At 60.0% G+C, this 12,520-nt stretch carries 11 protein-coding genes; 7 read left to right on the forward strand and 4 right to left on the reverse strand.

The features are described from left to right. Positions 1-107 precede the first annotated feature (107 nt). The 6 genes from ACN19L_RS18795 (at position 108) to asnA (ending at position 7,815) form a co-directional block, all read left to right on the forward strand. Positions 108-926, forward strand: a complete 819-nt coding sequence (locus tag ACN19L_RS18795) for an SDR family oxidoreductase (protein WP_426490995.1) — start codon at positions 108-110, stop codon at positions 924-926. 101 nt (positions 927-1,027) lie between these two features. Then, positions 1,028-3,673, forward strand: coding sequence for an MGH1-like glycoside hydrolase domain-containing protein (locus ACN19L_RS18800; protein ID WP_426490996.1), 2,646 nt, complete (start codon positions 1,028-1,030; stop codon positions 3,671-3,673). A 96-nt stretch (positions 3,674-3,769) separates the two neighbouring features. Then, positions 3,770-4,387 (forward strand): cyclase family protein, encoded by a 618-nt coding sequence (locus ACN19L_RS18805; RefSeq protein WP_426490997.1) that lies wholly within the window; start codon positions 3,770-3,772, stop codon positions 4,385-4,387. 104 nt (positions 4,388-4,491) lie between these two features. Further along, on the forward strand, positions 4,492-5,487 hold the full coding sequence (locus ACN19L_RS18810) for an NADP(+)-dependent, decarboxylating phosphogluconate dehydrogenase (protein WP_426490998.1): 996 nt from the start codon (positions 4,492-4,494) through the stop codon (positions 5,485-5,487). Between the two features lie 155 nt (positions 5,488-5,642). Next, a complete protein-coding gene (locus tag ACN19L_RS18815) occupies positions 5,643-6,359 on the forward strand; it encodes a PD-(D/E)XK nuclease-like domain-containing protein (protein WP_426490999.1) in 717 nt (238 codons plus the stop codon). 448 nt (positions 6,360-6,807) lie between these two features. Beyond that, positions 6,808-7,815 (forward strand): aspartate--ammonia ligase, encoded by a 1,008-nt coding sequence (asnA, locus tag ACN19L_RS18820; protein WP_426491000.1) that lies wholly within the window; start codon positions 6,808-6,810, stop codon positions 7,813-7,815. A gap of 235 nt (positions 7,816-8,050) precedes the next feature. Here asnA and ACN19L_RS18825 read toward each other — a convergent pair whose 3' ends face one another. Then, positions 8,051-9,367 (reverse strand): flavin monoamine oxidase family protein, encoded by a 1,317-nt coding sequence (locus ACN19L_RS18825; protein ID WP_426491001.1) that lies wholly within the window; start codon positions 9,365-9,367, stop codon positions 8,051-8,053. 171 nt (positions 9,368-9,538) lie between these two features. Here ACN19L_RS18825 and ACN19L_RS18830 point away from each other — a divergent pair, with 171 nt between their 5' ends. Next, the gene (locus ACN19L_RS18830) at positions 9,539-9,889 is read left to right on the forward strand and encodes a DUF3140 domain-containing protein (RefSeq protein WP_426491002.1); all 351 of its coding nucleotides are present in this window, start codon (positions 9,539-9,541) and stop codon (positions 9,887-9,889) included. A 19-nt stretch (positions 9,890-9,908) separates the two neighbouring features. Here the strand turns inward: ACN19L_RS18830 and ACN19L_RS18835 are convergent, their stop codons facing one another. The 3 genes from ACN19L_RS18835 to ACN19L_RS18845 all read right to left on the reverse strand — a co-directional run bounded on the left by ACN19L_RS18835 (position 9,909) and on the right by ACN19L_RS18845 (position 12,392). After that, the gene (locus ACN19L_RS18835) at positions 9,909-10,994 is read right to left on the reverse strand and encodes a fatty acid desaturase family protein (RefSeq protein WP_426491003.1); all 1,086 of its coding nucleotides are present in this window, start codon (positions 10,992-10,994) and stop codon (positions 9,909-9,911) included. A gap of 258 nt (positions 10,995-11,252) precedes the next feature. Further along, positions 11,253-11,375 carry a hypothetical protein gene (locus ACN19L_RS18840; RefSeq protein WP_426491004.1) on the reverse strand — a complete coding sequence of 41 codons (123 nt, stop codon included), beginning with the start codon at positions 11,373-11,375 and terminating at the stop codon, positions 11,253-11,255. Between the two features lie 3 nt (positions 11,376-11,378). Beyond that, complete coding sequence (locus tag ACN19L_RS18845) at positions 11,379-12,392, reverse strand: SMP-30/gluconolactonase/LRE family protein (RefSeq protein WP_426491005.1); 1,014 nt, start codon at positions 12,390-12,392, stop codon at positions 11,379-11,381. Positions 12,393-12,520 lie beyond the last annotated feature (128 nt).

A 12,520-nucleotide genomic window follows, 5' to 3' on the forward strand; every position in this document is an offset into this window, starting at 1 on the left:
GAAATATTTTTATTGTATAGCGTTGATTATCAGTGCTTCATTGAAAATTCATGTAACTAAAGCCGGACATTGGCAGTCTAGGAAAGCAGAACCTAGCCTATATCCGCATGCCAGACGTTGCATATTCCCGCCGATTACACAATCAAATTGCCCTGGTAACGGGTGGTAGCTCCGGCATCGGTTCCGGAGTAGCTGAGGCCCTGGCTGCCGAGGGTGCCATTGTCTTTGTGAACTACTCTCACAGCCCCGAGGGTGCGGCGGAAGTAGTGAAAAAGATTGAGCAGGCCGGCGGTACGGCCTATGCCGTGCACGCTGACGTGAGCAAGGAAGACGAGGTGCTGGCTATGTTCGATGAGATTCGGAAGCAGTGCGGCACGCTGCACATTCTTGTCAACAACTCCGGTATTCAAGACGACTCGCCGTTTCTGGAGATGACGCTGGAGAAGTGGCAGAACGTTATCAACGTGAACCTGACGGGGCAGTTTTTGTGCGCCCGGGAGGCGGCCCGGGAATTTGTGCGCAGGGGTCCGCAGCCGGAGATATCCAAGGCCACCGGCAAAATCATCTGCATGAGCTCGGTGCACGAGGTGATTCCGTGGGCGGGCCACGTAAACTACGCCACTAGCAAAGGGGGCATCATGCAGCTGATGAAAAGCATGGCCCAGGAGCTGGCCCCGCAGCGTATCCGGGTCAACAGCATCGGCCCGGGAGCCATTGCCACGCCCATCAACCTCACGGCCCGCGACACGCCCGAGGAGGAAAAAAACCTGCTCACGCTCATTCCCTACGGCCGCATTGGGGAGCCCGCCGACATTGGTAAGGTGGCCGTGTGGCTGGCCTCCGACGAATCGGATTACGTGACGGGTACTACCCTGTTTGCCGATGGCGGTATGACGCTATACCCCGGCTTCGCCGACAACGGGTGAGTTTCCGGTTGTCAGTTGCTGATTGTCAGTAGTCAGGAAAGCTCTGATAACTGACAACTGGCAACGGAATACTAAACAACTGATAACCGGCAACGCAGTACATGAACGAAGAACAACAACGGCAGCAGGAGGCCCGGGAAGGGAAGGCGGCCTGGCACCGGTTTGGCCCCTACGTGTCGGACCGGCAGTGGGGCACGGTGCGCGAGGACTACTCCGCCGATTCTCAGCCCTGGACCTACACCACCCACGACATGGCCCGCAGCTATGCCTACCGTTGGGGGGAGGAGGCCATGGGCGGCGTCTGCGACGAACGGCAGCTGTTGTGCCTGGCCCCGGCGTTCTGGAACGGGCAGGACGCCATTCTGAAAGAGCGGCTCTTTGGCCTCAGCGGCCCCGAGGGCAACCACGGCGAGGACGTGAAGGAGCTGTACTACTACCTCGACAACACGCCCACGCACAGCTACATGCGGATGCTGTACAAGTATCCGCAGCACGCGTTTCCGTACGATTGGCTGGTACAGGAAAACGCCCGCCGCGACCGGCAGAAGCCCGAATTTGAGCTGCTGGATACCTGTGTTTTCCGGGAAAACCGCTACTTCGATATTTTCCTGGACTATGCCAAAGCCGGCCCCGAAGACCTGCTGCTGCAGATAACGGTGCACAACCGCGCTGCCCAGGATGCGCCGCTGCACGTGCTGCCGCAGCTCTGGTTTCGCAATACCTGGGCCTGGGGCTACTCCAACGATAAACCGCGGCTAAGTGCGCCCGTGGATGGTTGCCTGGCGGTGGAGCACGCGAGTCTGCCCAAGCTGTGCCTGTACTACGAGCAGCCGGACGGCCAAACGGCGGAGTTGCTGTTCTGTGACAATGAAACCAACGCGCAGCGGCTGTATGGCACGGCCGGCGCGTCGGGCTTTCCCAAAGATGCTGTCAACGACTACCTGGTGCACGGGCAAACGGCCGCCATCAATCCTGCCCGGGAGGGCACCAAGGCGGCCGTGCATTATCAGTTGACCGTGCCGGCCGGTGAAAGCCGCACAGTGCGCGTACGGCTGGCGGCTCCCGGCCTCGTGGAGCCGTTTGCGGATTTTACGGCCATTCTCAATCAGCGCAAAGCCGAAGCCGACGCCTTCTATGCGGCCCTGCAAACCGGCATCGACAACCCCGATGCCCGCGCTGTGCAGCGGCAGGCCTTGGCTGGCATGCTCTGGAACAAGCAGTTTTACTACTACGACGTGGCCGAGTGGCTGCGCGGCGACCCCGCCCTGCCGCCCCCACCTGAGAGCCGCCTGCAAAGCCGCAACCACAACTGGACTCACCTCAACAACGCCGACGTTATCTCGATGCCGGATAAGTGGGAATACCCGTGGTACGCGGCCTGGGATTTGGCTTTTCACTGCATTCCGCTGGCGATGGTGGATGTGGATTTTGCCAAAAATCAGCTGCACCTGCTCTGCCGCGACTGGTATATGCACCCCAACGGGCAACTGCCGGCCTACGAGTGGAAGCTGGAAGACGTGAATCCGCCGGTGCACGCCTGGGCTACGTGGCGGGTGTACAAAATGGAGAAAAAGCAGCGCGGCCAGGGCGATACGAAGTTTCTGGAGGCCATCTTCCACCGCCTGCTCATCAACTTTACCTGGTGGGTAAACCGCAAAGACCGGCATAACCGCAACGTGTTCGAGGGCGGCTTCCTGGGGCTGGATAACATCGGCGTGTTCGATAGAAGCGCTCCGCTACCTACTGGCGGCCACATTGAGCAAGCCGATGGCACTGCCTGGATGGCCATGTTTGCCCTGAACATGATGCGTATTGCGCTGGAGCTGTCCCGGACCAATCCGGTGTACCAGGATATGGCCAGCAAGTTCTTCGAGCACTTTCTCTACATCGCCTCCGCCATGTCGAGTATGGGCGAGCAGAAGATTGATATGTGGGACGACGAGGACGGCTTCTACTACGACGTGCTGAACACGCCCGACAATGGCCGGTTTTCCCTGCGCATCCGCTCCATGGTGGGGCTGATTCCGCTGCTTGCCGTGGAAGTGCTGGATACCGATACCCTGCACGACGTTCCCCAGTTTATGCGCCGCCTCAACTGGTTTCTGGACCACCGGCCCGAGTTGGCGGCTCTGGTGAGCCGCTGGCAGGAGCCCGGCAAAGGCCAGACCCACCTGCTGAGCCTGCTGCGCGGCCACCGCATGAAGCTGCTGCTACGCCGGATGCTGGACGAGGCTGAATTCCTATCCGAGTATGGCGTGCGGGCGTTATCCAAATACCACTTGGCACATCCGTTTGTGTTTCAGCGCGACGGGGGAGCCAACGCCGTGGTTAATTACGAACCGGGCGAATCTACAACCAGCTTGTTTGGGGGCAACAGCAACTGGCGCGGCCCCATCTGGCTGCCCATGAATTTTCTGCTCATTGAGTCGCTGCAGCGGTTTTACCACTACTACGGGCCTGAGTTCAAGGTGGAATATCCTACCGGTACGGGCCGCTACTGCACGCTGCTGGAAGTTTCGCAGGCCCTGACAAACCGGCTCACCAGCCTGTTCCTGCGCACTGCGGAGGGGGAGCGGCCCTGCTTTGGCTCCGACAAGCAGCTGCAGAACGACCCGCACTTCCGGGACCATTTGCTCTTTCATGAGTACTTCCACGGCGACACGGGCGCCGGACTGGGGGCCAGTCACCAGACCGGCTGGACGGGCCTCATTGCCAAACTGATCCAACCCCGTCACCCCGACGAATAAGTTTCCAGTTATGGGGAGCTAGTTGCAAGTCAGGAATTACCAGCAACTGATACTCCACAACTGGCAATACCCAACTCACAACCGGAAACTGAACCTATGGCTTGGCTTGATTTCACCACCACCATTTCCGATGGCATGGCCTACTGGCCCGACAATGCGCCGGTACACATCAAAAAGACGCTGAGCATTGCCCGCGGCGAAGCTGCCAACGTGACGGAAATGAGCCTGAGCGTACACACGGCTACCCACGTAGATGCGCCACTCCACTTTTTGAAGGACGGAGATGATGTAACGCAACTGGACCTGACGACTCTGCTGGGGCCGGCGCTGCTGGTGGAAATTGAGCACGAGCAGTTCGTCACCAAGGCCGAAATTGAGCACCTGCCGCTGCGGCGCGGCAGCCGGGTGCTGTTTAAAACCCGTAACTCCCGGCAGGAGTGGGCCACTCAGCCCTTTAATCCCGATTTTGTGCGGGTGCGGGCCGATGCCGCCGAGTGGCTCCGTGACCAGGGGGTGGTGTGTGTGGGCGTGGATTACCTCTCCGTAGGCCCCGCCGACACCCACCACGTGCTACTGGAAGCCGGCATCAGCGTGATTGAAGGCCTGGCCCTGCACCACGCCGAACCGGGCGAGTACGAGCTGATTTGCCTGCCCCTGAAAATAGCCGGTGCCGATGGTGCCCCCGCCCGGGTTATTGCCCGCAAAATCGAGTAGCCAACCATCATGCAGAGGCACCGCCGAAGCTTGAGGTTCTGATAGTTCGCTCATAGGTACCCTGCTTTCCCGCATCCTTCCATCCCCTCAACAAACACAACGACATGAGTAAAACGCAGATTGGCGTCATCGGCCTGGGTAAAATGGGCGCTGGCCTGGCCCGGCAGGCCGCTGAAAAAGGCTACCCCGTGACTGGCATGGACTTGCACCCGCGCCCCGACCTGGAATCCGAAAACCTGCACGTGGTGAGCAGTATTGAGGAGTTGGTGCAGAAGCTGCACCGCCCGCGCAAGGTATTTCTCTACATTCCGGCCGGCGCGGCCGTTGATGGTCTGATTGAGCAGCTACAGCCCCACTTGGAAGAAGGCGACATCATCGTGGACGGGGGCAACTCTTACTGGGGCGACTCCATCCGTCGGGCGGCCCGGCTCAAGGGAGAGGGGTTGTATTTCATCGACTGCGGCACCAGTGGCGGCCCCGGCGGGGCCCGTACCGGCGCCTGCTACATGGTGGGCGGTGACGACGCGGCCGTGAATCAACTCAAAGACTTTTTTGTGGAAACGGCCGTGCCCGGCGGCTTTCTGCACACTGGTCCGGCGGGCACCGGCCACTACGTGAAGCTGGTGCACAACGGCATCGAGTTTGGGATGCTGCAGGCCATTGGCGAGGGGATGGGCATGCTCACCCACTTCCGCGAAAAGCTGGATATCAGCGCCATTCTGGGCCTGTGGAATAACGGCTCGGTAGTGCGCAGCTGGCTGGTGGAGCTCATGAAGAAGATGTACGACGAGGAAGCCGGTTTCAACGTGCCGAGCTACATTGAAGACACCGGCGAGGTAAACTGGCTGGTAGCTGACGCCCTGCACATGGAAGTGCCCATTCCGGTCATCACCCAGTCGGTGATGCAGCTTTTCACCTCCCGCGACAAAGACCCTACCTGGGCCAAGGCCATTGCCATGATGCGCCACGGCTTCGGCGGCCACCCTTACGGCGAGGATAAAGGCATTCAGCGGGAGCGGCAGTACGGCCGCGTGGGCGAATACCAAATGCCCGAAGAAACCGGGGAACGGGCCAACCAGGAACCCAGCAGTCCGCAGTAAATTGCCGGGAAGGCAGCGCCCAGCCTGTTTGGGCGCTGCCGCTGGGGCAGCAGGGCAATGCCCGGAGTTTCCGGAAAAAGCCGTATACTCCCCTATCCAAACCCGATCCTGCCTACTTTTCGGAGCCTTTTTCAGGTTTCCGCTGTTCTCTTTACGTGACTGAGCCAACTACTACCCCCGCCCGCCCCGATCTACTCCGGATTCCGTACGACGATTACCGCGCCCTGCCGGCCATTGCTAACTCCGACCTTTCCCGCCTTCGTGACGCTCTGAATGGTCGCCCGCCCCGCCCGCACAACAGCGTAGGGGGGGCCTTGGGCTTGGGTACGGCGTTTCACACGGCCCTGCTGGAACCCGATTTATACCAGCCCGGCGAGCCGGGCATCAACGATACGCTGGTGTGGTGGATGGTGGAAGGCGTGAAGCTCAACCCCGAGGTGAATGCGCTGCTGGAAGCCGGCACGCCCGAGCCCAGCTGCATTTTCACGGAGCCCGTAACGGACACGCTTTGCAAGCTGCGCGCCGATCTGGTGGTGGATCAGCCCGGCCAGCCCTACACCATCATCGACTTCAAAACCACCATGGCCCGCGACCATAACCACTTCGTGGAGCAATGCTCGCAGTACGACTACGACCGGCAGGCCGCTTTTTACGCTGATGCTCTGCAAGCCGACCGGTTTTTGCTGGTAGGGGTGCAAAAGGTGGAGCCATTTAAGGTGTTTGTGTACGAAGTGCCGCCGCTGCTGCGTAACGAGGGCCGGGCCAAATACCTGCGGCTGCTGCGCCTGCTCAAGCCCGACGCGCCGGTGCCTTTATCCGTAGTGCAGGCGGTACGTGACGTACGCGACGCCTTAACCGGCGAAGCTGAATAAATCCCGCATACGGTAGTGTATTGCTGGAAAATAGATTAATACGATTCAGATGCGTGAAAATAATAATGCGGTAATTTTTGGTATTTTAAATTAGGTTTTCTATACTTGCATACATCAGACGAAAAACTGACCCCAATCATGCGTCATTTCCGCAATAATCTCCAGGATAATAACTCGAATAATAATCTTATTCGGGACTGGAAGGCTATTGCTCCCTTGGAGAACTGAAAAATCACTAACTGATTTTCTTTTAAAGCCTTCCGCAGCCCGGAAGGCTTTTTTTGTGCCCGCAGGGTACCCCGGCGCGTGCAGCGGCCAGCAGTCAATCTCACTGGTTGCGCACAACCCATTTCCGAATTTCCGAAAAATAACTCCCGCAGGGGAAAAGGGTATTTGCATGCCTTTTCGAAAATAAAAATCATTTCAAAAACCACACATAATAATTGCCATGACTGCGCAGGAATTATTAAAAACAGAAGAAGCCATCGGCTTTGTAAAGGAAACCTTCGCCGAAGAACTCAGCACGCAGCTGCAGTTAAGCAAGGTGTCGTCGCCGATAGCCGTGCTGGATGGTACCGGCATCAACGACGACCTGAACGGCGTGGAGCGGCCCGTAGGCTTTCCGGTGAAGGCGCTGGATGAGCGCCGCGCCGTGGTGGTGCATTCCTTGGCCAAATGGAAGCGCGTGCGCCTGCAGGAGCTGGGCATTGAGGCCGGCCGGGGGCTGCTCACGGATATGCGCGCTTTGCGCCCCGATGAGGAGTACTCGCCCATTCATTCCATTTACGTGGACCAGTGGGACTGGGAAAAGCACATCCTGCCCGCGCAGCGCACCCCGGAGTTTCTGAAAGCTACCGTGGAGCGCATTTATGCGGCCCTGAAAACCACGGAAGCCCGCGTAGCTGCCGAGTACCCGGAAATTATACCGGTATTGCCCGATAAAATTACGTTCCTGCAGGCTGAAGACCTGCTGAAACAATTTCCTACGCTCACGCCAAAGGAGCGGGAGCACGAAGCCGTGAAGCAGTATGGCGCAGTATTCCTGATGGGCATTGGCGGAGAGCTGAGCCACGGGGAGCCCCACGACGGCCGCGCCCCCGACTACGACGACTGGAGTACCGAAACAGAGGGTGGCTACCGGGGCTTGAACGGCGACATTTTGCTGTGGCACCCAGTACTGCAAACTGCTTTTGAAGTATCCTCAATGGGCATCCGGGTGGATAAGCAGGCGCTGGTACGGCAACTGGCCCTGCGCGGCTGCGAGGACCGGCAGGAACTCTCCTTTCACTCCCGTTTGCTGCGTGATGAACTACCGCAGAGCATTGGGGGCGGTATTGGGCAAAGTCGGGTGTGCATGTTTATGCTGCGTAAGGGGCACATTGGGGAGGTGCAGGTAAGCATCTGGCCCGAGGCAGTGCGGGAAGAGCTGGCAGGGGCCGGAGTAGGGCTGCTGTAAGGCAATCGGAAAATGCTGCCCACGGCAGCGGGGCGGGGAAGCAGGTTTGGCGGCCGTAGCTTCCCCGCTTTTTCGGTGCCGGGTGAGGGCTTTAACTACGGTTACTCCACAAACCACCGCATAATGCCCGCTGAAAAGCTCATTGCAAGGCCCGGTACTGCTGTAAGCGTGACTAATATGCTCTCCTCCGGCACCAGCGGGTCTGTTCTCACCCGGGCAGAGAAACTGTTGGCAGTTACGAAATGGGGGCAGGCGTTTGCAGGATGCGCCGGGCTGCCGCCGCGCCTGTTACCAACGCCGCTTCTACAGTGCCAGTGTAGGGGCCCGAGTACACTCCCTCACCGGCCACAAACAGCGTGTCGGCAACCGGAGCGGAAAGCGTGGCCCTAAACTCCGCTGCACAAATGGTAGGGTAGGAATAGGCGCCTAGGGCCAGCGGGTCAGTGCCCCAGTTGAGTATCTGGTGTGCCTGCAGATGCTGGCGCAGGTAAGCTGGTGTAGTTTGCAGCAGGTATGCCAAGGAGTCCAGTGCTTCAGTGAGCAACTCGGAAGGGGTGAGATGCTGGCGGTGGGCCGCCGCAGGACCGGCTACCCAGCCGGTAAGCAAAGATTGGGAACTGGGTTGCTGACTCCACCAGGTCGGTACTGCAGCATCCGAAAACAGAAAACCCAACTCCGGCATGGCCTGCCCAATATCAGCCGAAACCTGTTCCCAGATGGGCTCCTCGAATTCCAGTAAGTACTTGATGACGGGGCCAAATCCCAGGGCCTGGGCAGCGGCGCGGTGCCCGGGCAGGTCGGGGTGAAGGGGGAGGTACCCGGGCCGACCTTCCGGCGCCTGCCACACGCCCAGCGGTACCGTGAGTAGCAGCTGGGGCGCTTGAAATACCCGCCCATCCTGACTCCTGACGGTTACCTGCCCGGGCTGCCACTCAATGAGGGTCACCTGCGTTCCTAGCATCAGGTGTGCGCCGGCCGCCTCCAGTTCCCGCATCAGGCCCTGCACCAGCCCCGCGTAGCCCCCTTCGGGCCGGGGCGAGTCTTCGGCACCGTTGCCGCTCCACTCCTCGCGGAGGGCAAAGGCGCTGACCCGTCGGGCATCAGCGGCATCGTAGCCTTCAGCAAAAGCAGTGGCCTGTCGGCGCAGCGCAGCGTATTCGGCTCCAGGAAAGTATTCCGTCAGAAAGTTGGCCAACGGCATGTCGTTGGAGAGTTGCTGGAGCGTTGACAGCAGCAGTGGCATTTCTTCCAGAAATGCTTCCGCCTTCCGGGCGTGGCCTTGGCTGACTTCGTAGGTGGTGCCAGCCGTATCATGCCACGGAATGCCGTAGGCTTGCAGCAACTCGCGGGTAAGCGGTACGTCACCGTGCAGGAACTCGGCGCCGGCTTCGGTGGGGGCGCTGAAGCCGGCCTCCGGACCCAGCGAGTATATGCGGCCTCCCGGGCGGGGGCGGGCTTCCAGAATGGTTACGCGTCGGCCGGCCTGGGCCAGGTTGCGGGCTGCCAACAAACCGGCTGCACCCGCACCAATAATCAGAATATCAGGTGACATGCAATGGGAAAACCAAAAGCTACGGCGGTTGTAGATCCGTTAAGAGCGAGCCGCCAATGAATATAAGTTGAGCTAGTGCTCCGGATACGACAACAGATTAAGTCGGGTATCGTTGAAAAACAGGCCGCCTATCAGCCTCACCCCCGCCAACCCCACCCCAACCGCAACCCCATGACGACTACAGCCCAGAATACCCCCGACGATAGTTACACCACGTTCAGGAAAGATGTGAACATGACGGCTGCTGAGCTGGAAAAATGGCTGAAAACGGAGGAGTCCAAATCAGTGGGCCAGGACAGTGGCAACGGCAGCAGCGTAGGTCATCAGTCGGGCGAAAAAATCGTACGGATTCTGCGCAAAAAGAAAGCCGACCTCACCGCCGCCGACCAGGAGCACATGCACAAGGTGCACAGCTACATCAGCCGCCATGCCGCCCAGGGCCCCGAGCATAAAAAAGATGTGGAAACCTCGCGCTGGCGCTACTCCCTCATGAACTGGGGCCACGACCCGCTGAAAAAATAATCCTCGCCGGTGCTGCTGGTTACGCCGCCGGCCGGCCCAGCTTGTGCAGCATACGGTAGTGGGAGCGAAGGGCCGCGACGAAAGTAGGATTTTCCAGGTAGGGCAACCCAAACTCCCGGGCCGTTTCCCGTACAATGCGGGAAAGGGCCGGGTAGTGCACGTGGCAAACGTTGGGAAACAGGTGATGCTCGATCTGCCGGTTCAGACCTCCGCACAGAAAACTGGCCATGGCGCTGCGAGGGGCAAAATTGGCCGTGGTGCGAAGCTGGTGCACGGCCCAGGCCTCCTGCATGTCGCCGCTGGCATCGGGCTGAGGAAAGGCGGTGCCTTCCACCACATGGGCCAGCTGAAACACGAGGCCCAGTACCAGCCCTTCCACAAAGTGCAGCGTCAGGAAGCCCAGCGCAAACTGCCACCAGGTAATATCCAGCACCAGCAGCGGCACTGCCATGAACAGGATATAGTACAGGGCCTTGTAGGCAAACAGATTGATGTACTCGCGGCGCGGGTGGGAGGGCGTGGGGTGTTCCCCGATTTTGCTCTGGAAAAACTTCACGTAATCCTTGCGCAGTACCCAGGAAAGCGACGCCAGTCCATACAGCGGAAAGGCATAGAACCGCTGGTAGCGCTGCCACGGCTTCAGCGGATCCTCGGTGGACAGCCGCACCAGCCCCGGCGCTACTTCAATATCCTCATCGTGGCCCGGAATGTTGGTGTAGGTATGGTGCACCACGTTGTGCGTGATGGTCCACACGTAGGGGTTGGCCCCAATCAGATTGAACAGCAGGCTGAACGCCCGGTTCACGCGCCGGTTGGAGGAAAAGGCATTGTGCAGGGCATCGTGGCAAATGTTGAACCCGATAAAAGCGCAGCAGGCCCCCAGCAGGCCAGCCAGCCCCAGCATCACCAGGGGGCTGAACGAGCCAAACAGGATCAGCAGATACAACGCCACAAAGCTGCCGATAAAGAACAGGGCCTTGCCCCACATGGCCCCGTTGGCGTGGCGGGAGAGCTGCCGGCTGGTGAAGTAGGCATCGGCCCGCTGCCGCACAGTAGCGAAGAACGTCGAACGGGCGACGTTGGTGAATTTGAGCGTGGTACGCATAAACGGAAGGGGAAAGGCTGCGCTAGAGCAGTCCGGACCGCTTCGGCTATGAAAAGGGGAAACGTAAACGTACGGCTTTTCGTCAAGGAGCAGCAGTAAAGGAGCCACAACCCCTCAAGCGTACAAGCCACGTTGCTTCCTCTTCAACCGGGTTGATTACTTATGCGTTCCGTTTGCGGGGCACCCGGCAGATATAAGGCCTGCTTATGGGTCGGGTAGTGCGGGTGTACCAGTACTGCGCTACCTCTCGAATCTTGCTTAAACACCCAGCATATCCAGCATCCGCAGGACCTGGCTGGCATCGGAGTGGCGGAGCTTGTCGCGGAAGGCGGCTGAAGGCAGGGGCGGCAGAAAAAGCGTAAGCCTATGGTTTGAGCGCATAAGCTACCGGCCGCCGGTGGTGCCTTGCACCAGGGTTTTGATGCGGCACACCATGGAGCCAGCCGTGAAGTAGAGGGTGCGCCCATCCTCGCCCCAGGCGCAGTTGGAAACGGGCGCGCCCACATCAAGCGTGCCCAGGTGCTGGCCTTGCGGTGAAACAACCACAAGTCCCCCGTGCCCGGCGGCCCATACATTGCCCGTCCGGTCCAGTTTCAGGCCGTCAGGCACTTCCTTGGCCCGGCGGGGCAGGGGCTGCATATCGAAAAACAGCCGGCCTGGACCGAGCTTCCCATTGCCGCGCACCGCGTACACCCAAATGAGAGGCCGGAGCGAATCGGACTGCGAAACGAACAGCTGACGACCATCAGCCGACAGGGCCAGGCCGTTAGGTGTGGTCAGGTCAGCAATTTCGGGGGTTACGGAGCCATTGGGGCTGCGGCGGTACACGTAGTTGCCGGGCTGCTCGCGCAGGGAACTGCGCGCCCGTTCGGGCAGGCCGTAGGGCGGGTCGCTGAAATATACTGAGCCGTTGGGGTGGGATACGACATCGTTGGGACTGTGGTAGCGGCGGCCCGCGAAGGCATCGGTGAGAGTGCGCTTGCCGCTGGGCTGGCTGAGCGGCAGCAGGGCCACGCGCCGGTCGCCGTGCTCGGCCAGCAGCAGGTTGCCCTGCGCATCCAGCGCGAGGCCGTTGGTGCCGGGCTCTTTGCCGTAGGGCATCCGGCCGGTGTAGCCGCTGCTTTCCAAAAACTTGCTGAGTCCCCGCTGCTCCGACCAGCGGTAAATCGTGCGGGTGGGGGAGTCGGAAAACAGCAGCATGGTGCTGTCGGACACCCACAGCGGGCCCTCGGCGTGACTAAAGCCGGAAGCTATAATTTCGATGGGCGTACCGGGGGCAACGAGTTGGTTGAACGCCGGTACCTGCGCCACTACGCGGCCGATGGTAGTGAACCGCGGAGTTTGAGCCGGAGCCAGCAGGGGCAGCAGCAGCGCGGCGGCGAGAACGGAAAAACGCATAAACAGAGAATGAAGGCCGGAGTCTACAGTACTGTACCGGTAGTTGGGCCGGGAGGTTATAGTAGCCGTTGCCAACCTGCCTGCGGAAGGCCGCGTAGGAACTGACTCACGCCCGCGGCCACACCCCG

It is taken from the genome of Hymenobacter sp. 102, assembly GCF_049949205.1.
Taxonomy (GTDB): domain Bacteria; phylum Bacteroidota; class Bacteroidia; order Cytophagales; family Hymenobacteraceae; genus Hymenobacter.